Annotated in this window: 19 protein-coding genes; 14 read left to right on the top strand and 5 right to left on the bottom strand. The window is 35.2% G+C overall.

Going from position 1 to position 22,757, the window contains the following annotated elements; genetic code table 11:
• Nucleotides 1-15: 15 nt before the first annotated feature.
• Entirely contained in the window at nt 16-2,127 is a 2,112-nt protein-coding gene (locus SIB53_RS07115; protein WP_413677558.1) for a M3 family metallopeptidase, read from the top strand.
• On the opposite strand, the gene SIB53_RS07110 is transcribed toward SIB53_RS07115, so the two are convergent.
• The 4 genes from SIB53_RS07110 to SIB53_RS07095 form a co-directional block, all read right to left on the bottom strand.
• Entirely contained in the window at nt 2,124-2,726 is a 603-nt protein-coding gene (locus SIB53_RS07110) for an esterase/lipase family protein (RefSeq protein ID WP_413677557.1), read from the bottom strand. The genes SIB53_RS07115 and SIB53_RS07110 overlap by 4 nt on opposite strands.
• Complete coding sequence (locus SIB53_RS07105) at nt 2,727-3,116, bottom strand: dihydroneopterin aldolase (protein ID WP_413677556.1); 390 nt, start codon at nt 3,114-3,116, stop codon at nt 2,727-2,729.
• The gene (locus SIB53_RS07100) at nt 3,113-4,429 is read right to left on the bottom strand and encodes a glutamate-5-semialdehyde dehydrogenase (RefSeq protein ID WP_413677555.1); all 1,317 of its coding nucleotides are present in this window, start codon (nt 4,427-4,429) and stop codon (nt 3,113-3,115) included. The genes SIB53_RS07105 and SIB53_RS07100 overlap by 4 nt, the downstream gene beginning before the upstream one ends.
• A gap of 209 nt (nt 4,430-4,638) precedes the next feature.
• Nucleotides 4,639-8,598, bottom strand: a complete 3,960-nt coding sequence (locus tag SIB53_RS07095; RefSeq protein ID WP_413677554.1) for a translocation/assembly module TamB domain-containing protein — start codon at nt 8,596-8,598, stop codon at nt 4,639-4,641.
• 73 nt (nt 8,599-8,671) lie between these two features.
• Between SIB53_RS07095 and SIB53_RS07090 the strand changes: the two genes are divergently transcribed.
• The 9 genes from SIB53_RS07090 (at nt 8,672) to clpB (ending at nt 19,427) form a co-directional block, all read left to right on the top strand.
• Entirely contained in the window at nt 8,672-9,205 is a 534-nt protein-coding gene (locus SIB53_RS07090; RefSeq protein ID WP_413677553.1) for a Ycf51 family protein, read from the top strand.
• Nucleotides 9,198-9,596: a DUF4332 domain-containing protein gene (locus tag SIB53_RS07085; RefSeq protein WP_413677552.1), complete on the top strand. Its 399-nt coding sequence runs from the start codon at nt 9,198-9,200 to the stop codon at nt 9,594-9,596. Before SIB53_RS07090 ends, SIB53_RS07085 begins: the two co-directional genes overlap by 8 nt.
• A 65-nt stretch (nt 9,597-9,661) precedes the next feature.
• On the top strand, nt 9,662-9,931 hold the full coding sequence (locus SIB53_RS07080) for a hypothetical protein (RefSeq protein WP_413677551.1): 270 nt from the start codon (nt 9,662-9,664) through the stop codon (nt 9,929-9,931).
• A gap of 8 nt (nt 9,932-9,939) precedes the next feature.
• On the top strand, nt 9,940-11,517 hold the full coding sequence (locus SIB53_RS07075) for a CocE/NonD family hydrolase (RefSeq protein ID WP_413677550.1): 1,578 nt from the start codon (nt 9,940-9,942) through the stop codon (nt 11,515-11,517).
• 56 nt (nt 11,518-11,573) lie between these two features.
• Nucleotides 11,574-13,841: a 1,4-alpha-glucan branching protein GlgB gene (gene glgB / locus SIB53_RS07070; protein WP_413677549.1), complete on the top strand. Its 2,268-nt coding sequence runs from the start codon at nt 11,574-11,576 to the stop codon at nt 13,839-13,841.
• A 161-nt stretch (nt 13,842-14,002) separates the two neighbouring features.
• Complete coding sequence (hemE, locus tag SIB53_RS07065) at nt 14,003-15,061, top strand: uroporphyrinogen decarboxylase (protein WP_413677548.1); 1,059 nt, start codon at nt 14,003-14,005, stop codon at nt 15,059-15,061.
• Entirely contained in the window at nt 15,058-16,044 is a 987-nt protein-coding gene (locus SIB53_RS07060) for an NAD-dependent epimerase/dehydratase family protein (protein WP_413677547.1), read from the top strand. The genes hemE and SIB53_RS07060 overlap by 4 nt, the downstream gene beginning before the upstream one ends.
• Nucleotides 16,045-16,098: 54 nt before the next feature.
• Nucleotides 16,099-16,449, top strand: coding sequence for a plastocyanin (petE, locus tag SIB53_RS07055; protein ID WP_269605036.1), 351 nt, complete (start codon nt 16,099-16,101; stop codon nt 16,447-16,449).
• A gap of 386 nt (nt 16,450-16,835) precedes the next feature.
• Nucleotides 16,836-19,427 (top strand): ATP-dependent chaperone ClpB, encoded by a 2,592-nt coding sequence (clpB, locus tag SIB53_RS07050; RefSeq protein WP_413677546.1) that lies wholly within the window; start codon nt 16,836-16,838, stop codon nt 19,425-19,427.
• A gap of 54 nt (nt 19,428-19,481) precedes the next feature.
• On the opposite strand, the gene SIB53_RS07045 is transcribed toward clpB, so the two are convergent.
• Nucleotides 19,482-19,952 carry a 6-carboxytetrahydropterin synthase gene (locus SIB53_RS07045; protein ID WP_413677545.1) on the bottom strand — a complete coding sequence of 157 codons (471 nt, stop codon included), beginning with the start codon at nt 19,950-19,952 and terminating at the stop codon, nt 19,482-19,484.
• 77 nt (nt 19,953-20,029) lie between these two features.
• Between SIB53_RS07045 and hisIE the strand changes: the two genes are divergently transcribed.
• The 4 genes from hisIE to SIB53_RS07025 all read left to right on the top strand — a co-directional run bounded on the left by hisIE (nt 20,030) and on the right by SIB53_RS07025 (nt 22,755).
• Nucleotides 20,030-20,674: a bifunctional phosphoribosyl-AMP cyclohydrolase/phosphoribosyl-ATP diphosphatase HisIE gene (hisIE, locus tag SIB53_RS07040; RefSeq protein WP_413677544.1), complete on the top strand. Its 645-nt coding sequence runs from the start codon at nt 20,030-20,032 to the stop codon at nt 20,672-20,674.
• A gap of 460 nt (nt 20,675-21,134) precedes the next feature.
• Nucleotides 21,135-22,058: an RNA polymerase sigma factor RpoD/SigA gene (locus tag SIB53_RS07035; protein ID WP_413677543.1), complete on the top strand. Its 924-nt coding sequence runs from the start codon at nt 21,135-21,137 to the stop codon at nt 22,056-22,058.
• Nucleotides 22,059-22,060: 2 nt separating this feature from the next.
• Nucleotides 22,061-22,426 (top strand): YkvA family protein, encoded by a 366-nt coding sequence (locus SIB53_RS07030; RefSeq protein WP_413677542.1) that lies wholly within the window; start codon nt 22,061-22,063, stop codon nt 22,424-22,426.
• A complete protein-coding gene (locus tag SIB53_RS07025; RefSeq protein ID WP_413677541.1) occupies nt 22,411-22,755 on the top strand; it encodes a hypothetical protein in 345 nt (114 codons plus the stop codon). Before SIB53_RS07030 ends, SIB53_RS07025 begins: the two co-directional genes overlap by 16 nt.
• The last annotated feature ends 2 nt before the right edge of the window (nt 22,756-22,757 follow it).

The following is a 22,757-nucleotide window of genomic DNA, read 5'->3' as shown; positions in this document are numbered from 1 at the left end:
TTTTTGAACCTAAAAATGACTTCAATTAAGCAAACAGCACTATTAAAAGGTGAAGGTCTTCCTGATTACGATAAAATCACCCCTAGCGAGATTACTGAAAATATACCCAAACTGATAAAAGAACTAAATGGAGAATTAAATAAACTAGAAGAACAACTCGAAAAACAATTATCAACTAAAAGCTCTATAAGTTGGGAAGATGTAATGCCTCAGCTTTATGATATAGGTGAAAAGCTAAGGTGGAGCTGGGGAGTTGTAAGTCATTTGAATGCTGTATGCAATTCCACTGAACTACGTGAGGTTCATTCAAATCAGCAACCTACAATTGTCAGATTTAGTAATCAGCTTGCTCAAAACGAAGTCATTTTTAAGGCGCTCTCAAATTTGAAAGAGGATGGAAACATAAAGGATGAAACACAAATCAGAATAATTGAGACAGAACTAATAACGATGAAAAACAAAGGAATTGGTCTAGAAGCTAATGAAAAAGCACTATTTAATTCTCGCAGTGAGCGATTAGCTGAATTATCAACTACTTTTAGTAACAATGTATTAGATGCGACTAAGAATTGGAGTCTTTTATTAAAAAACAAGTCAGAAGTCGAAGGGCTTCCTGAAAGAACACTTGAAACATTGGCTCTTGCGGCAAAGGAGTCTGGTGACAAAGATGAAGAAGGCAACGATCCATCATCATCAAATGGTCCATGGAGAGTTGGATTAGATATGCCTAGATACATTCCTTTTCAAACTTATGCAAAAGATAGACGTCTAAGAGAGAAAGTTTATAGAGCCTTTGTAAGCAGAGCTAGCGATGGAGAGATTAGTAACAAAAAAATAATTGAAGAAATTTTAGATCTCAGAAACAAACAGGCAAAACTATTGGGATATAAAAACTGGTGTGAAATTAGTTTGGCCACAAAGATGGCGGATAGTGAAAATGCTGTTGAGATGTTACTCGAAGAATTACGATTGGCTGCAATGCCTCATGCTGAAAAAGAGCTTATACATCTTCATGAGTGTGCCAAAAGAAATGGAGAAAACGAAGATTTTGAGCTATCTCCATGGGATGTAAGTTTTTGGGCTGAAGTTCTACGCAAAGATAAATACGATCTTGACCAAGAGAAACTCAGACCATGGTTTCCTTTAGATCAAGTTCTTAATGGTCTATTCAACTTATGCAAAAGACTTTTTGAAATTGAAATTGAAGAAGCAAGTAATTCTGTTCCTTTGTGGCATGAAGATGTCCGTTTCTTCAATGTTATAAATTTAGATGGTCAGAAAATCGCATCTTTCTATCTAGACCCCTTTAGTCGTCCTGCGACAAAAAGAGGTGGTGCTTGGATGGATGAATGTCTTTGCCGAAATCAAAAAACAAAGGATGATATTGTCCTCCCAGTAGCCTATTTAGTCTGCAATCAAACACCTCCTATTGCGGAAAAACCCAGCCTGATGAGTTTCGAGGAAGTAGAAACTCTCTTCCACGAATTTGGTCATGGACTACAACATATGCTGACAACTGTAAATTACCCTCAAGCAGCCGGTATTAATAACGTTGAATGGGATGCTGTCGAATTAGCAAGTCAATTTATGGAAAATTGGTGCTTAGAGGATCAAACAATTTCTGAAATAGCAAGACATTGGGAGACGAAAGAGCCATTACCAGAATCGGAAATCAATAAATTGAGGCTAAGCAGAACATTTAATTCTGGGCTTGCGACTTTAAGACAAATACATTTTGCTCTTACTGATCTAAAACTCCATAGTCAATGGAATAAAGATTTAGAAATTTCCCCAGATGAGTTACGGCGAGAAATCGCAAAGAATACAACAGTGATGGATCCTATTCCTGAAGATCAATTTCTCTGTGCTTTCAGTCATATTTTTGCTGGTGGCTATGCTGCTGGATACTACTCTTATAAATGGGCTGAGGTACTCAGTTCTGATGCCTTTGCCGCATTTGAAGAGGCCGGCCTTGCTAATCAGGAAGAAGTCCGAAAGATTGGTAAAAAATATCGCGATTCAATTCTTAGTCTTGGTGGTAGTCGTTCACCTAATAAGGTTTTCAAACAATTTAGAGGAAGACTTCCTTCTACTGAAGCTCTAATAAGACATAGTGGTCTTAATTAGCTATTATTAAAAATCTTTTTGGCTAAAATATCTAGAGAACTAGAATTTGTTATCAATTGTTTATGTGTCAACACAGGTAAGTGATAAGAATCACCAATACCAAGTTTTGCTTGCCAGCCTGGGAATGACATCAAGTCCCATTTTGTAAAAAAGCTAGTACATTCAACCTTTTCCAAGGCAGTCAAGTCATTGTTTAATTGAGATATTAAACTACTTCCTCTTTTCATCTCTGCAATACCTGGCATCAAAAATGAAGGGATCATTTGAGCTGTATAGGTACCAAAATGAGGCGAACCAATACTAAAAAAACGTTTAGTTCTTAAAAAACCATCATGATTTTGCAACCAAAATCTACTAATTAATCCACCCATTGAAAAACCAACAATATCAATTTCGATTGCAGGACCCACTAATTGCTCAATCTTAGAATCAAGATCTCGAGCTAAACGCCTAAGAGATGTTTTCCCATATTGGTGTGGCAAATGTGGTCTATACAATTCATAATCATCTTCTTTTATTTTTTTTATTAATTTTTCAAATAATTTAGGATTGTTCCACAAACCATGAACAAGAAAAATTGGTCTTTTATTTGTATCCAATTAATTAATAGGAAATGAGAAATTCCTTTTTTTCTCGATAAGAACACTTCCAGTAAATCCATGTATTGGTGGCGAACATTTTGTTAGCAAAATATAAATTGGAACTGGACCATATAGAGACTCAAGGAGATTCAAAATTTGATCACTAAAATATTCAATCGTTAAGCATTTGATTTCAAATGAAAGGTTTTTAACTGCTTTAATTGCTTCGCTATAGTCTATTGATTTATCTAACTGATCAAGCTTGGATGGCTCACTCAAATCCAACCAAAAACTGATGTCAAGAAGGAAGTTTTGACCATGTATTCGCTCACTTTCTAAAACACCTACATGGGCCCATAGATTTATACCTTTTATATGAATTGCGCTTAAATTATTAAATTGACTCATAATGGTAGATCAATATGAGAAAAACTTCTATCTCCAGAAGCAAAATCCTTAACGAGGTCACCATCACCTCTGAGATAATAGCGATAGGTAACTAAACCTTCCAAACCAACTGGTCCTCTTGGTGGAAGAGTCTGAGTACTTATCCCAACTTCAGCGCCAAACCCATATCGGAAACCATCAGCAAAACGAGTAGAGCAATTATGATAAACACCTGCACTATCAACTGAACTTAAAAATTTTTCAGCAACTTCCTTCTTATCAGTAACTATCGCCTCAGTATGACGAGAGCTATATTTACGAATATGTTCAATAGCTTCGTCTACATTACGAACAATTTTTATTGAAAGAATTAAATCAAGATATTCTGTAGACCAGTCTGCTTCATCAGCTTTGTTTTTTACCCCTAAAGATTGACTCTTTGCATCTCCCTTAAGAGCAACTCCTGCACTAGAAAAAATTGGCAGGCCTTTTTTCAAAAACATCTCGGCAACATCTTCATGAATTAATAATGTCTCAATTGCATTACATGCAGCAGGATATTGAATCTTACTATCTAAAGCTATGCTTATAGCTTTATCAATATCAACAGTATTATCCACATATAGATGACAAATTCCATCAGCATGACCCAAGACAGGAATACGTGTATTTTCTTGAATAAATTGGACTAACTCATTGCTACCTCTTGGTATTATCAAATTCACAAACCGATCTAAACGAAGTAAGCCTAAACTTTCTTGACGTGTAGTGAGTAAAGACAATGCTCCCGAACCAACATTTGATTTACTTAACCCCTTATTAAGACACTTCATTATTGCTTGATTGGTGGCTTTTGCTTCACTTCCTCCTTTTAATAAAGCTCCATTACCAGAACGAACAGCAAGAGACGCTATTTGTATTAATGCATCTGGTCTCGATTCAAATATTACTCCCAAGACTCCTAATGGAACTGTCACTCTCTCAAGAATAAGGTTTTCATCCAATTTTCTATGAAGTTGTCTATTACCTATTGGATCTGTAAGATTTGAAACTTTGAGAACCCCGTCAATACATCCTTTGAGTTTAGTTTTTGTTAACTGAAGTCTTGATAAAAGTGATTTATTCAACCCTTCTTTTTCTGATCTTTCAAGATCTTGAAAATTTGCTTTTAATATCTCATCAGCATTATCATTCAAAGCATTTGCCATTTCAGTCAAAGTCTCACACCGTTGTTCATTAGTGGATTGACCAAGCAAAACAGAAGCCTCTTTTGCACTTTCTGCTACTTTTATTAGCTGGGGCGTAGGGTCAGGAACTAAAAAATTTGTACTCATTTGATTTTGATCAACTATTTAATCAAAGATAATTTTTTCACTATCTTTAAAGTATTACTTTGATTGCTTGGCTGCAAGGCAACGAAATAACTCGTTGCCTTGATTGCAAAAACTAATCTTGTAATGGCAATCAATTAATACAAAAAAATAAAAATCTTCTGAAATGAACATTTTTCTAATAGATCATTTTTATTCAACTATTTGTTAATTTAATATCTAAAATAGATTTGGAGCTGACTTTGCCAGTTCCCATTTTTATCAAACGACCCTAATAGGCCTATATTTGGATTCATTTGAAAAGTAATATTTCCTTTCGGTGGAATATCTTGTCGATTGGGAGCAGCCTGAACTGAAAAATTAACTTTATCATTAAGATCAACTCCTATTTCAGCAACCCATGCCTGTTGGCCTGGCAAATTCGTATCCTCTTGTTTAGTACTTGAAGAACTAACATCACTACCTTCATCATCCGAATCTGATCCACTTATATATGCAGGATACAAAGATATTTGAAGCCTATCACTTAAAAACCCATTGATATTCCCTTGAAGATAAGAAGCAAAAGATCTATTCAAAAAGCTAGCGAGCACATCACTATTTCCTCCACTACTTATTAGATTTGTGAGAGAGTTGCCACCTATAAGTCCTAACAACTCACTTCTTCCCAAAGATGGAGTACTCCTCAATTGAAAATTTTCACTAATGCGATCTGCTGGTCCAGAGGCCGTCACTTCTACATTTACAAAACGAGACCCTCCAATACCAAATGATGCCATACCATTAGAGGAAAAATTACTTACGTCTCTCACATTATCTGGAACACGGCTTTTCAAAGTCACATCAACATATGGCACTAAGCCCATGGACGGTACAAATACGGCTACATTAGGTTCACTTTGATCTAAATTAAAAGTAGTCGTAAAGAGATTAACGTAGCCACTAACAAGCTTAACAACACCGCTAACATCAAGTGTCTCGTCAAAAGAACCATTTAAGAGAAGGAAGCCATTTGTTTCAAAGCTTGCCAAGGGTTGAGAAACTAATCGTAATGATGGCCCAAGTACAAGCTTTAAATTGTCAAATATTATCGATTCAAATCCATTAGGCAAGCCAGTACTAACTATTCGACTTGCTGGCGCATCTTCATCTTGAATAAATAAAACCAGAGGGACTCTCTGGTTCCAGTTTTGTTCAGGTAATCTACGAATTCTTTTCACCTTAGAATCTTTGTAACCATAAGATTTTTCAGAGGTAGTCTTATCTGGATTATTAGCTCTTTTAGCAAAAATTGAACCTTCTGAAATAAAGACTTCACCTGCTAATTGAGGTTGCAAAATAGATCCCTTAACAACAATGTTAGATGAAGTGCTGATGTCAGTAAATGCCGTTTTAATACGTGTTTTTTCTATAGAAAGAGCCAATGGCTCGCTTTCACTTAATTGAGAATCAAATAACGAAATTCCACCTTGACTGTTAATGATACCGTTTGCTCCTATATTTGCTTCGAAATTACGGACTTCAAGTCGATCGAAATCAAAAACTATTGTGCTATTTAAATTATTAATTTCTTTATTTTGAAAAAGTAGCTCACTGTTTTTTAAAACCAAAAAACCATTCGCAAGGGGTGTTGTAGGGGTTCCTTTAATCAACAAGCTTAGATCCGCTGTCCCTGAGGTCCAAGAGACATTCCCTTTAGTTATTCCAGTCAAAAACGCCAACCCATCTCCATGACTTTCGACCTTTAAATCAATAGGGTAGGAACTAATTAATGGGTATTTTCCACCCAACTTAACAGGATTTGTCGAAGATTTATCCCTTAGAGCAATATCAAACTCTAGATAATTATCTTTAAATAAAATATTTCCATTATCTAAAATAATATTCCTATTATAAATTACTGCATCCTCAATAATTAAATCGGCTGTAACTCGTGGGGTTGAATTAGCTAAACTATATTTACCCTTTAAACCAAAATACCCATCAACTGAAGAAGGAATTGGTGCTAGTAAAGATAATAATGAAAAATTAAAATTAAGTAAAGAAAAATCTCCCATACCTGAAGCTAAATTTCCATTAAAAGTAGCTTTAAAAGGTTTTATATCATTAGAATTTATAATCTTAAATTTGTTTGTCCAAGCCTTGCCAAAAGCCTTGGCTTCTAAATTTAAATCAGATAGATTAGGACCACTTAACTTAATATCAGCATTAATATTCCCATTAAGATCATAAGGATTAATGATGCTCTTATTGTTTTTCTTGGCAATCTCTTCTCTATATGAATCCTGTGACCTAATTAAAGCTTCGAACTGACTATCTATAGAACTATTGGAATAACCAATTATAAATCTTTCTAAATCTTCAGCCTTACCAATTGCTTCTGAATATTTCAATCCTAATTTAGGGAAGTCTAAAGCTGTAGCAGTAATCCAACTAGAGCTTACATCCTTCACTTGAGCTAACAAAGAAAATTCGGACCCATTTTTTATATCAAATTTAATCTTTCCATTTTCAGATGGTATTAATTCACCTTTTAAATTAGTTTCAGAATTTTTAATTTGACCTTTAATACTTACATTTTTTAATTTGAAGCCTAACAATCTAAAATAATCTAAATTCATATCACCATTCAGAAATAATGGGTCAAGAGAAAATATTCCATTACCTGAAACTTCGCCAAAGATTCGTTTAAAACTTTTCTCTGGTGGGAAAGCTATTTCTACTCGATCTAATCTGAATTTATTAGCATCCCATTCAAAAGCATTTGATTTAGGATTTAGACTTATTTTACCTCCTAATCTATTTAAATTTAAATCATTAAAATTACCGTCCTTATTAAAATTAATTTGAAGATCCCCAGGGATAGAAGCACCCTCTGATTTCATTCTCAAACTCCCCCATTGCTTTTTACTTGGAATTCGAGTAAAAGAACCTCTCCATTTTTCCCTTAATCTAATACCATTAACTTGTGGATTGTCTAAGGAAAGGTTAATAGTAGAGTTCAGAGAAGATAAGGGGCCATGAAAGTCACCATTAGTATCAAATTTACCCGATAATGATGCATTTACTATTGGATTTAAAGCACCTAAAGGAAAAGATTCTAAATTAAAATTAGCCTTGAGTTCTCCAGGAATAAATTGTCTATCAACTACTGAAATTGGTAATTTTAATTTTAAATAAAGTGGTTTGTGATCAAAATCTTTAATTTTAATAGTAGTTACAGAATTTATATAAGTTTTATCTTTTTTATAAAATGGTATTTCTGATGAATTAGATATATCCCAATATCCATATTTCCAGCTTGAATCAATCAAACTAAGCTTATTATTATCACATTTTACTTTTGAGTTATTTGTAGACAAGGTATCACTTAGAGGGCCTCCTCTTAGAGTTAAATTATTAAATAATAAATCACCATTACACCTTATCAAACCTTTCTTAACTGCCAATTTTAGACTTCCATTTACTTTTCCTCTAGTAATAATATTAGAATTTTTTCCTAAAATCCCTTCAAAAATACCAAGACTAAGTTTATTAATTTTTACTTTAGTTTTAAATTCGATTCCATCCCAATGCCCCTTTCCTGCAAGATAGAGACTTCCTTGTTTTTTGGAGTCTAAATTAATCGCACCATAAATCTTCTTCTTAGCAAGATTTAGAGATAGATGACCTTTCGCTAATAATGTCGTATCCCCACGATTAAATACAATTTTGGTTGGTTCTTTTAAATTAAATTTTAGTTGAAGGTTTATTTTTTTAGGATTTTCATTCTGGGGAACAACCCAAAAAGAACCAGTATCATTTTTGTTTAATATTATTTCTGTTCCTTTTGGACTAAATATTGCAACTGGTTGCCAATTAAATAAACTGGCAAAAGGAGCAAATTTAATGGTTAAATTTGAAATATTAACTGAAGAAGAATCTTTAATACCTGGGAGGAGTCTTGTTGGCCCCAACTCAACTCCCCATGGTCTAAGCCCTCTGTATGAACCTATTTTTAAAGGATGACCTAATGAATTAGATAATGTTTTTTCTATTTCTGGAGAAAAACGACTTATAGTCCTATCTACTATTAGATCTGCGCCACTCCAAATCAAAACACCACCCAACGCCGCAAAGGTTCCAGCAAGTCCCCACCGCTTTAATCTTTTAGAACTCCACTCATCTCCCATGAAACATTATTCTCAAACTTAGGGGAGCTAACAAACTATAAAGAATCTATTCAGGAGAAACCAGCCTATGTCTATGACTGAAGTTATCCAAGATGTTACGAAATGGTTAGCCTGGGGAGGCTCAGGACTTGGCATCTTGACTATTTTGGCTTATTTATTTAACTGGGGAATCAAATTCCGACTCACTGGGACAACAATTTTCACACTTTTACTTTCTGCTAGTTGCTGGGCCTTTGAGCAAAGCTATACTCCTCCATTCAATGTCGAAGGTTACAAATATGCTCCTATCGTTTATGACAATGGATTTGATTTAGTTGTTGCTCAAGCATCAAACAATTTCCCTAAAGAATCTATCAAACCAACGTTATTACAAATAGCTGGGAATTTGAAAGGAGGAGGAAGAAATGGCGCTCAGGTTAAAGTCAGGCTCAGAAAGATAGAATCTGCTGGTGATGGAATAAGTAAACCAATCATTCTTGGAGAATTAATAAATGATTTAAAAGAATCAAAGATAATAGAATTACCAGACAGGAATTATTCTTCAAGTGAATATTTAATTAATGATGCTGATATTGAAGAAATCACCTCATTAGAGACTGATGAATAATAAGTCATTATTGAAAAATCTTCCTAAAAGCTTTTATCAAGAAGAAAAAATACTCATATCAAATAATATAAAAACTTGGGATTCTTTATTATCTATTAGTGATGAAGAAATAAATCATCTGATCTATGGAAGTCTAGGTAGTATTCGCAATCTAAAAAGACTTAAATGCATAGCCTACTTTATATGTACTTTAGATATTCAACTTAACGAAGCTGCCTTATTGATGCACTCAGGATTAATTTCTAATAAGGCCATTTCACGACTTACCCCTCAAGAGCTAGTTCACAAAACTGGTCGCTTTGAAAGAATTCTTCGAACAGGAAGAGTTCCAATAATAGATCTAAAAAAAGCTCACTTTTTAATAGAGAAAGCGAAAAAAAACATTATTTAATTTACTCAAGAACAATTAGGTAATAGAATATAAATAATTCAAAAAAACTAGGTAAACTAAAAGAAATGAATGGTTTACTAATCACTTTAATATTTACATCATTTGGAATCAGTCAAGGAGCGATGGCTCAATCAAGAATTCTTGAGGGTGTAAAAAGGAACCCTGATGAAGCAAAGTCTATATGTGAAAGTTTTAGAGAACTAAATAAAGAAAATATTTCAGCTGGTTCAAAAAAATCTATTCAGAAAGTTTCAACACAAAAGAATATAAGCGAAGTTGATGCTGAAATCCTTTCTATGTACGTAAGGGGTCTTTATTGCCCAGAAACTTTTTAAAACAGATAATGAATTCAATAAGATACAGGGACGAAGACTTACAACTTAGAGACGGAACATTACTAAAATCTCGAATCTGGTCGCCTAAGGGGGAAGGTCCATGGCCTGTCTTACTTATGCGCCAGCCATATGGAAGAGAAATTGCTTCTACAATTACCTATGCTCATCCTTCTTGGTGGGCTAGCAAGGGCTATCTAGTTGTAATACAAGATGTACGAGGTCAAGGTGGATCTGAAGGGAAATTTTCAGGTTTTAGTCAAGAAGCATCAGACACTAGTCAAACTCATAATTGGGTACGATCCTTACCTGAATGCAATGGCCTACTAGGCACATACGGCTTTTCATATCAAGGGTTAACACAACTCATTGCGGAGGAAGGTACTCCTCCACCTGATTGTATTATCCCTGCAATGACAGGCCTTTCAGAGGATGAGCATTGGAGTTGTGAAGGAGGAGCGTTTTGGTGGCACTTAGGAATTGGATGGGGCTTGCAATTAGCCGCACAAAAAGCACAAAGAGAGAAAAATTGGAGAGCTTGGAACGAAATCAGTGAAAATCTTGAATCGAAAAAATATTTATATAACGGTCATGATTTACTTAAAAAGAATGACCCACATGGGATGGCATATAAATGGCTAAATCTTTCTTGTAGCAAAAATGCTCAATGGAAAACCCATGAACCACTAGATAGCTGGTTAAAAAAACCATTGCTTCTAATTGGGGGTTGGTGGGATCCACATCTGAAAGGGATTTTAGATATTTACGAGAAATCTAAAAAGGCAGGAGGCACTCCTAAATTACTAATTGGTCCTGCTACTCATCTTCAATGGTGGGAGAGTGCACAACGCACCCAGTTAGATTTTTTTGATTCTCATTTAAAAGAAAAAAACAAAAAGATTCATTTACCTCAAATTAATCTTTGGAATCTAACCACTAAGAGTTGGGAGCTTTCGATTCAAAATAAATCTCCTACATGGAATCTTCGTAGTGAAGGTTTAGCCTCAATCAGTCATCTTGAAGGACGTCTAGTCCATAATTCTGAGTTAGAGGCAGATAGTGAAGTTAATTTAGTTCACGACCCATGGAGACCCGTACCAGCAATCGGAGGACATCTAAGTGATTCAGCTGGTGAAACGAACAGATTTAAGCTTGATATTCGACCTGATGTCGCAGTATTTACATCGAACCCAATTCTTAATGAACTTAGGCTGGAGGGTATTCCAACTCTTTATTTAGAAACCAAGTGTGACAGGGAAAGTTTTGATATGTTCGTTGCATTATCAATAATTCCAAATGAGGTTGAGAATACTGCTACTCAACTTTCTACTGGTGTACTAAGAATTGCTAATTGTGATAAAGGTATAAAAAGCGCAAGACAAATCAAACTTCAACCAATTCTCGCCACTTTTAAAGAAGGGGATCGTTTAAGAATTTCAATCTCAGGATCTGGATGGCCAGCAATTGGAATAAATCCTGGTCAGAGTCAATATTTATGCGAAGCACCTAGCCCTAACTGCTTAGTGACTACAATTTCACTCTTACTTTTGAATTCAAAACTTAAATTTGAATCACTTATTTCCTCTTAGGGGTTCAATATTTACTTGCATAGGATTAAGCTTACTAGCTATTTAAGCGATAAGTCATGACCGTCTCTATTCTTCTAGATTCTTTGAAAGATGACGGACAAAAACTTTCTGAATGCAGACATGAAAGTCCATTTTCAATTCTTGGTCCTCAACCGTTTAAAGATAAATGGATAATTCGAATATGGATGCCTGAGGCAAGTGCAGTTGAATTAATAATAAAAGAAACGAAAATCCAGTTACAAAATCCAAACCACGAATGGATCTTTGAAGGAGTTATGGAAAAAGATCCTGGTACTGACTATCAAGTAAAAGTAAATAGAGGAGGCATTGAACATGTTCAAAATGATCCTTGGAGCTTCCGAAAAGAGTGGATGGGTGAAATCGATAGACATCTTTTCGCGGAGGGAAATCACCATCACATATGGCGAAAAATGGGTGCTCACCTCACTGAAATAGATAACAAGCAAGGAGTTATGTTTTGCTTATGGGCACCACATGCAAAAAGCGTTTCAGTTATTGGTGATATCAATTCATGGGATGGTAGACACCATCCCATGCAAAAACGATTAGGAGGAATTTGGGAACTCTTCATACCTGGTCTAGGGGAGGGAGATTTATACAAATATGAAATCAGAACTGAAAAAGGACATTGCTATGAGAAAGCCGACCCATATGGTTTTCAACATGAAGTAAGACCTGCAAAAAGCTCAGTCATATCAAAAATCGATTCATTTCAATGGAATGATCAGTCTTGGATATCCAAGCGTGACAACAGAGATCCTTTAAAGCAACCAATATCGGTTTATGAAATGCATTTAGGAAGCTGGATGCATGCTTCCTCAGAAGATCCATTTGTCAACTCAAACGGAGAGCATAGAGCACCCGTTCCAGCAGCAGATATGAAGCCTGGCTCAAGATTGCTTACATACAAAGAGCTGGCAAATAAGGTCATTCCCTATGTCAAAGAGAGAGGCTTCACTCATATCGAGCTTATGCCAATTTCAGAGCACCCTTTTGATGGCTCATGGGGGTATCAAGTTACTGGTTGGTATGCGCCTACAAGTAGATATGGATCACCAGATGAGTTTCGTGACTTCGTTGATTCTTGCCATAAAGAGGGAATAGGAATCATTCTCGATTGGGTCCCAGGCCACTTCCCTAAAGATCAGCATGGACTTGCTTATTTTGATGGCAGCCATCTATACGAGCATTCAGATCCCAGAATTGGTGAGCACAAAGAATGGGGTACATTAATTTTCAATTACAGTCGAAATGAAGTTCGTAATTTTTTAGTTGCAAATTTAATTTTCTGGTTTGATCAATTTCATATAGATGGAATACGTGTTGATGCAGTCGCCTCAATGCTTTACAAAGACTATCTTCGTCCGGAGGGTGAATGGATACCTAATGAAGATGGAGGGAATGAAAATTTTGAAGCAGTCAGATTTCTACAACAAGCTAATCACGTTCTTTTTCAACATTTTCCAGGTGCACTTTCTATTGCAGAAGAATCAACCACATGGACTGGTGTAACCAAGCCAACTGACATGGATGGACTCGGTTTCAACCTAAAATGGAACATGGGTTGGATGCACGATATGCTCGATTATTTTGAAATTGACCCATGGTTTAGACAATTCAATCAAAACAACATTACTTTCTCCATTTGTTATAACTTTACCGAAAACTTTATGCTTGCTTTAAGCCACGATGAAGTTGTCCATGGGAAAAGTCATCTCTTACACAAAATGCCAGGCGATGACTGGCAGAAGTATGCAAATACACGAGCTTTGCTTGCATATATGTGGACACACCCAGGCAAAAAAACAATATTCATGGGAATGGAATTTGGGCAGCGCCAAGAATGGAATGTTTGGGATGATTTGCAATGGGATCTTCTAAATTATGAACCTCACAAAGGAATACAGAAATTAGTAGATGATTTGAATAGTTTATACAAAAGAGAACCAGCTTTATGGAGAAATGATTTTGACGAATACGGATTCCAGTGGATTGATTGCGATGATAATAAAAACTCAGTAATCAGTTTTATGAGAAGAGAAAAAACTGATGGAGAATGGTTAGTAATAGTGGCAAACTTTACCCCTCAAAACCATTCAAATTACAGAATAGGTGTGCCTGTTGACGGATTCTATGAAGAAATTTTCAATACAGATGCGAGTCAATATGGAGGCTCAAATCTAGGAAATATGGGAGGAAAATCAACAGATTTATACAACATACATAGCTATGAAAATTCTATAGATCTTTGCCTGCCTCCTCTTAGCGTTCTAGTTCTAAAGCATAAATCCAAGAAGAATTAACCTTCCTCGAATAGAAATGTTTCAACCTTGCCTCATAACCTAATTTCAACTGTGGTCTGGATGTAAAAATTCAAAAGGTATAACGAACTTTTGCAGAGAACGTATTTCATGATTTTCAAGTTACTGCTTCATGTAAGTTTTTCGATTAAAAGGACAAAATAATGAACGAAACTACTCCATTACTTCTTCGTGCCGCTCGCGGAGAAAATGTTGAAAGGCCTCCGGTTTGGATGATGCGACAAGCGGGGAGATACATGAAGGTATATCGTGACCTACGTGATAATCATCCAAGTTTCAGGGAAAGGTCCGAAAACCCCGATCTTTCTTATGAAATTTCAATGCAACCTTTTAAAGCTTTTCAACCAGATGGAGTAATACTTTTTTCAGATATCCTGACTCCTCTTCCTGGCATGGGAATTAACTTTGACATTGTTGAAAGTAAAGGACCCTTAATAAATGACCCAATAAGAAGCCTCAAACAGGTTAAAGACCTAAAGCCCCTTCAACCAGAAAAAAGCATGTCTTTTGTTGGTGAAGTCCTTGGAAGGCTAAGGGAAAGCGTTGGGAACAAGGCTGCAGTTCTTGGGTTTGTAGGTGCTCCCTGGACTCTAGCTGCATATGTTGTAGAAGGGAAAAGCAGCAAAAATTATGCAGTTATAAAGGCGATGGCATTCCAAGAGCCAGAACTACTGCATCAACTTTTAAATCACTTTGCAGAATCAATTGCGAACTACTTGTCCTATCAAATTGAATCTGGGGCTCAAGTAGTTCAAATGTTTGATTCATGGGCAGGACAACTAAGTCCACAAGATTATGACGAGTTTGCTGCACCTTATCAACAAAAAGTAGTCAATTTAGTAAAAGAAAGACATCCAGATACACCTATGATTTTATATATCTCTGGCAGTGCGGGAGTTCTTGAAAGGATGGGACAAACAGGAGTAGATATAGTCTCTCTAGATTGGACTGTTGACATGGCAGATGGACTAAAAAGGCTGCCTCAAACAGTGGGAGTCCAAGGAAATGTTGATCCAGGACTTTTGTTTGGTACTCCTGATGCAATCAGATCAAGAATTGTTGATGTCGTAAAAAAAGCGAAAGGTAGAAAACATATTCTTAACCTTGGTCATGGAATACTTCCTGGGACGCCAGAAGAAAATGCAAGAGTATTTTTCGAGGCTGGTAAAAATGTCAATGAACTTATAAAAGTTTCATCTTGAAAAACGAAATAATTCTGGTCACTGGAGCAAGTGGATGTGTTGGACAATACATAGCAAATTGGCTAATCGAAAACTCAACTTCAGAATTATTTTTATGGGTTAGAGATCCTAAAAAAATAACATCAGTAAATCTAGAGAATCCAAGGATAAAAGTTTTAGTAGGAGATTTGAGACAATCAGATAAGTTCCAGAGAGAAATTTCAGAAGTCAACAGAGTTATTCATACAGCAACTGCTTGGGGTGATCCTAAAAGAGCGAAAGAAGTAAATATTGATGCTGTAAAAAAGTTGCTTAATTTACTAAATCCTTCCAATATCAAACAAATCATTTATTTCTCAACTGCAAGTGTTCTTGATAGAAACTTGAATTTGTTACCGGAAGCTTTTACCTATGGAACAGAGTACATACAAACGAAAGCACAATGCCTCACAGAGCTTGAAACTCACCATCTTGCATCGAAGATCATAGCTGTTTTTCCAACACTAGTTTTTGGCGGACGTTTAGATGGTACAAGTAAATTTCCAACTAGTTTTCTTACCGAAGGACTCAGAGAGGCATTGAGATGGATCTGGCTGGCAAGATGGCTAAAATTATCATCAAAGTTTCATTTTATACACGCAGCAGATATTGCTTTCATTTGCGGGCATCTAGCCACATCGAATTATGAGCCTTCACAACCTTTTTCTGGAACAAAAATAAAAAAATTCGTTTTAGGGCAACCCTATATAAGTATTGATGTGGTAATTCAGACGCTTCTAAGATGGAAAGGAATGAGAAAAGTCCCTCAAATCCCTCTTTGGACTTGGCTTGTTGAACTTTTAACTATATTACTCCCAATTCAAATGACGAAATGGGATAGATTTAGTCTTAAACAAAAACACTTTATACATGAGCCGGTAACCTCTCCAGAAACCTTTGGAGGTATAAGCTACGCCAAAAATTTAAGTCAAGTTTTACATAATTCTGCTTTAACTAAACACTAAAATGCCAAACAGAAGCTATGGTAGTAAAATTAAAAAAAGAGAAGAATTAATTTCATGATTCGTTCTATTTCAACAGCGTTATTTGCTTTTTTTGCATTTCTAGTAATTGGTGTATCCAACGTGAATGCTTCAACTGTTGAAGTCAAGCTTGGTACAGATGCAGGAATGCTTGCTTTCGAACCAAGCACCCTAAACATAAGCGCTGGAGACACAGTAAAGTTTGTAAATAACAAGCTTGCTCCTCATAATGCTGTTTTTGACGGAAATGATGATTTAAGTCATCCAGATTTAGCTTTTGCACCAGGAGAGTCTTGGGAGAGAACTTTTAGCACAGCTGGAACATACGACTTTTACTGCGAGCCTCACAGAGGGGCAGGCATGGTTGGGAAAATCGTAGTCAACTAAATCTCCAAGATTTTTTTTTAAAGATGGGGGAGACCCCATCTTTTTTTTGGAAAAAATAATTAGAAGTTTAATCAAAAACACTCAGCATAAAAAATTGATGGAAAGAGAAACTATTGCAATTTAAAACATAAAAGAATTTATTCCTATATTCGAGAAAGTATTGATAATCAATTAGTTTGGAGAATTTAATTATGATAAAATTGCCACTCAAGATGAATAATAGGTTTAAGGCAGGTGGAAATAAAATATTCAAAAATTCAACCAATTAGATTAAAAAATTAAACCAATCTCAAAAATATATTTCATCAAGTCAATAAAGGTCGGTTTTCTTATGTTTATAGCAACAAAAAATTTGAATAGTATGAATTTGGCAATTAATTTTAAAGATGAAGATAAATCCTGAAGATTTTACTATCAATGCTTGGCAAGGGATTATTGATGCAAAAGATTTAGCATTAACACAAAGACATCAGACTTTAGAGACAGAACATCTTCTTTGTTCTCTTCTAAAGAAAAATGAAATCGCAATAAAAGTAATAGAAAGATCAGGTGGGACTATAAAAAATCTGATTAAAGAAGTAGAAGATTTTATAAAAAATCAACCAAAAATGCAAACAGCCCAAGAATCAATTTTCTTCGGTAAAAATATATCTTTGTCAATTTCACGATTAAAAAATATTAAACAATCTTTCAACGATGATTATATTTCAAGTGAACATTTAGTGATTTCCCTATTTGATGATGAAAGGATTTGTCATAGATTATTTAAACAAAATCAAATTAACAAAAATAGCCTTTTTGAGGCTATAAAAGCTATTAGAGGTGACAAAAAAGTGACCCAGAAAAATGCTGAAAATAGCTACGAAGCTCTTCAAAAGTATGGACTAGACCTTACTTCTGCTGCTAGGGATGGAAAATTAGATCCTGTAATTGGAAGAGATGAGGAAATCCGAAGAACGATTCAAATACTTAGCCGAAGAACTAAAAATAATCCGGTATTGATTGGTGAAGCTGGAGTGGGTAAAACAGCAATTATTGAAGGTTTAGCACAAAGAATTATCAACGGAGATGTTCCCACAGCCCTTGAAAATCGACAACTAATTTCCTTAGATATGGGAGCACTGATAGCGGGTGCGAAATTCCGTGGTGAATTTGAAGAAAGACTTAAGTCAGTTCTTAAAAATGTCACTGATTCAGAAGGGAAAATAATTTTGTTCATCGATGAAATTCATACTGTCGTTGGGGCAGGAGCGAGTGGTGGTGCAATGGACGCTAGTAATCTCTTAAAACCAATGCTTGCAAGGGGTGAACTGAGATGTATTGGAGCAACAACGATAAATGAACATAGAGAATATTTCGAGAAAGACCCTGCTCTAGAAAGAAGATTTCAGCAAATACTTGTAAAACAACCCTCAGTCCAAGATACGATTTCGATCTTACGTGGATTAAAAGAAAGATATGAAGTCCATCATGGAGTCCGTATTTCTGATAGCGCTCTCATAGCCGCAGCGATATTGAGTGATAGGTATATCCCTGAGAGGTTTTTACCAGATAAAGCTATTGATCTAATAGATGAATCAGCCTCACGTTTAAAGATGGAAATAACATCAAAACCAGAAGAAATTGATGAGATAGATAGAAAAATCATCCAACTTGAAATGGAGAAATTATCATTGGAAGGTGAGTCAGATATTTCAAGTAAAGAGAGACTCGACTTAATTACTACAGAACTCGCCTTATTAACAAAAAATCAACTTGAAGTAAACAAGAAATGGAAAGCAGAAAAAGAGTCAATCGAGGAAATTTCAACACTTAAAGAAGAAATTGAGAAAGTACAGCTAGAAATAGAAAAAGCAAAAAGGAATTATGACCTCAACAAGGCTGCTGAACTTGAATATGGCACCCTGGCAAATTATCAACAACTTTTAAAATCTAAAGAGCTTAATTTTAAAAATTCTTCTCAAAACTCAGATAAATCACTTTTGAGAGAAGAGGTTATAGCTGATGATGTGGCAGAAATAATTGCAAAGTGGACATCTATTCCTGTTAAAAGACTTGCTCAAACTGAAATTGAAAAATTACTCAATCTTGAATCTGAGTTACATAAAAAAGTTATTGGTCAAAACAAAGCCGTTCAATCCATATCTTCTGCAATACAAAGATCAAGAACAGGACTTAGTGATCCAAATAGACCTATCGCAAGTTTTTTATTTTTAGGACCGACAGGCGTCGGTAAAACAGAATTATCTAAGGCCTTAGCTTCTCAACTATTTGATAGCAAAAATGCCTTAATCAGAATAGACATGTCTGAATATATGGAAAAACATTCTATAAGTCGCTTAATTGGCGCTCCTCCTGGTTACGTTGGTTACGAAGCAGGTGGACAATTAACAGAAGCAATAAGAAGAAAACCTTATTGCGTTTTGCTCTTTGATGAAATTGAAAAAGCACATAAAGATGTCTTCAATGTATTGCTACAGATACTTGACGAGGGCAGAGTAACTGATGGTCAGGGAAGAACAACAAACTTCAAAAATACTATTATTATTCTTACCAGTAATTTAGGAAGCGAGTTAATCACTGATAAAGATGTAGCCAAGAATATGTCGACGAACATAGATGAACTTATTAATCAAGAACTAAAATCAAACTTCAGACCTGAGTTCCTAAACAGACTTGATGAAATAATTAATTTCGAACCACTTAAAAAAGAAACTCTAATTAAAGTAGTTGATTTACAATTAAATCTTTTAAGAGAAAGGTTAGAAGCAAAAGGAATTGAGCTTGAGATAAATAATGATGTTCTATCTTTAATTACTGAAATTGGATATAATCCAAGCTATGGTGCAAGGCCTTTAAAAAGAGTCATTCAAAAAGAATTAGAAAGTGAAATAGCAAAATATATTCTCAAAGGAAAATATAAAGAAGGAAGTACCATAAAAATAGACAAGAAAGAATCAAAATTAATTTTCAACTAAAAAATATAAAAGATGAGGAAGCCAATTGACTCTCAACTAAAGAATTTTAAAATATCAAGTTTTAAACCACTCAGGAAAGGAGGTATAACTAGCAGAATTAATATCATTTTCATGAGCTATTGCTTTCCAGCAACAAGATCTGCCTTTCTCTCTTGAGAATAATAAATCATTAGCCCAACTCCAAACTAATTCAGCAGTTGATTCCATCCCAACATTATTCATGACTCTGAGATCCAGCACTTCTTCAGAGTGAAGTTTTTTCCATGTTTCAAGAAGAGGATCATCAAAATTGACTAGAAAAGTATGATCAAAATGTTCTCTTAACTTTTCTTCCAAAGGTCTCAGACTTGAAAAATCGACAACAAAGCCATTTTCATCAAGTTCATTTGAAGCAAAACAAAAGGTAAAGCTTCGACTGTATCCATGAACATAACGACAGTGACCTTTGTGTTTCCATTGACGGTGAGAGCATGGATAGTCTTTAAAATGCTTTGAGCAATTAAATGGAATATATTTAATCGTCATAAAAAGATGAATAAAAAACCAATTAAGGATTAAATTTAAATAATTAGTATTGTCAAGCCAAATTGGCTTAATTAAAAATGCTTTTTATTGATAATCTACATTTTGATCAAAACGGCTTGATCCCAGCCATAGCACAAGATTGGGTTGATGGCTCAATTTTAATGATGGCATGGATGAACCAAGAATCCATTACGAAAACATTAGAATCTGGCGAAGTTCACTATTGGAGTCGTTCAAGGAAAGAACTTTGGCACAAAGGAAAAACGAGTGGTCATTTTCAAAAATTGAAAGGAATTAGGACTGATTGCGATTCAGATACAATACTTTTATCGATTGAGCAAATTGGTTCAATCGCATGCCATACAGGTAAAAGAAGTTGTTTCTTTAAAGATTTAGAAACAAATGAAGACGTTCTTTACCCTCCATCTGATGCTTGTAGTGAATTATTCAAAGTAATAGAGAATCGTAAAATTGATCCTGAGGAAGGAAGCTATACAAATAGTCTTCTTGAGGAAGGCGATAATAAAATCCTAAAAAAAATAGGCGAAGAAACAGCCGAATTTATTATGGCTTGTAAAGATAAAAATCCGATTTCAGTTGCAAATGAGGCTGCCGATCTACTTTTCCATCTACAAGTTTCTTTAGCCCATCAAAACGTTTCCTGGGAAGACGTTCTAAAAGTTTTAGTTAAAAGAAGAGGTGCCCCAAGAAGAAATCAATAGCAAAAAACGAACTCTTATATTATTTCTTTACTTATAAATAAGTTTCTTTGGTAGAAAGACAAAGGATTAAATTCATAAAAAAGTCTTGAAAGAGAAAAAAAACAAATCAACCGATTTTCTTCAATCTTTGGTAATTTGTCGTTTCTCTAAAATAAGAGATAGCTCTTGACAATAATTATTCGAGACTAAAAAATCTTTAAAGACTTTTATAAATCAAAAAATTACTTTAAAAATATCATTGATATCAATGGTTTTTAAGATATTCTAATTAAAAAATAATTTAATTAAACGCAACATAATGGAGCCAAGTAAAAAATATAGAAAACTGCTTTTTTCTTAATTAACCTAGTAAAGGCATTAATATTACATAAATGATAAATAATAAATTCCGAACACTTTATTACGCCTATTGAAAGTAAACAATTTCTCTCTAGGTTATTAATATAAGGAGGAATAAATCGTGAGTTCATTAAGCGACTTTCTTGGAGAAATAGGAAGACACGAATTGCTCACACCAGAGCAAGAGCTCACTATGGGTAGAGAAGTGCAAGCAATGGTTGCACTTAATGAACGCTGCCAAAAAGCAGGAGGCAATGGGCCAGAGTGCAACTATTCAAGCGAAGAAAAGAAAAAACTTAAGGTAGGTGAGCGTGCTAAAAATCAAATGATAACTGCAAATTTGAGGCTTGTTGTAAATTTAGCCAAGCGCTATCAAGGTAAAGGTCTTGACCTTCTTGATCTGATTCAAGAAGGTACCTTAGGGTTAACAAGAGCTGTTGAGAAATACGATCCCAAAAGAGGTCATCGATTTTCAACTTACGCTTATTGGTGGATTAGACAAGGATTAAATAGAGCGCTCTCAACACAAAGTAGAACTATAAGAATCCCTGTAAACATAAATGAAAAGCTAACAAAACTTCGTGCTGCAAAGTCTCGACTAATGCAAGAACTTGGGGTTCATCCCTCAACCAACCAAATAGCGATACAGATGAAAATCCCCTTAGAGGAAGTAGAAGAATTACTTGCATGCGAGTTGAGAAGTATCACAGTAAGTTTGCAAGGTGCAGTCAAATCAAAAGCAGATCCTTCAGAGCTTGTCGACATTCTTCCAAGTGAGGAAGTTCCTCCTATGGAACTAGCCGAATTAGCAGAAAGAAGTGCATCTGCTTGGTCATTATTGGATAAATCAAATCTCACGCCTAAGGAGAGAACGATACTAAGTCTTCGATTTGGCCTAGATGGATCGAATGAATGGAGGACATTAGCTGAAGTAGCTAGACAAATGAATTGCAGTAGGGAATATTGCAGACAAGTAGTTCAACGCGCTTTAAGGAAATTGAGAAAGACAAGTATTCAAAGTGGGCTTTTAGAGACAAGTATCTAATTGTGGTTAGTTCAAGCAACCCCAAGAAAGAAGTTTATGAGGCAGAAGTACTTGAAAGCTCTGTTATCGACGAGGGAGTACTTAAAAAGATCTTGTTAAGAGCAGGCAGAGCAATTGCGCAGCCTGCTTTAGAAGGATTTGAGCTCATCATGGATAATTCAACTCCTCCCCAGGTGAGAATATCCATCATGGGGGCACTTACTTACTTAATTGTTCCCGTTGATCTAATTCCCGACTTTATTCCTGCCTCAGGTTTTAGCGATGATCTTGTGGCTCTAACGGCTGTAATTAGTCTATGGCAACATCACATTACTCCAGAGATAAAATTCAGAGCCAAATCTAAGCTGGATAAATGGTTTCCACTATGAGCGAAGAGCACTGGTCAAAAGACATCGAAGAAGATCTAATACTTCTTATCAAAGATTGGTTGAGACAGACAGGTAGAACACAATCAGAACTTTGCCAAAGTCTTAATCTTCCTTCAGCAAGGATGCCAACTTTAATTGAATCTTTAAAAAAAGATTTTAACTCTGGTGGAATTCCAAAAATAGCAAATCGACTTTGTGAAGTTGAAGAGTTGTGGACAAACGGTGGAGGAGGGAAAACAAAGAAGAATTTTGACTTAAATTCTTCTGGACAACTTGATCTTCTTGACGAGATTTGTGAGGACCTTTCAAAAATTAATTTCGACAAATAAGA

It is taken from the genome of Prochlorococcus sp. MIT 0916 (assembly GCF_047305155.1).
GTDB lineage: Bacteria > Cyanobacteriota > Cyanobacteriia > PCC-6307 > Cyanobiaceae > Prochlorococcus_B.
This window is presented reverse-complemented; position numbering and strand designations above follow the sequence as displayed.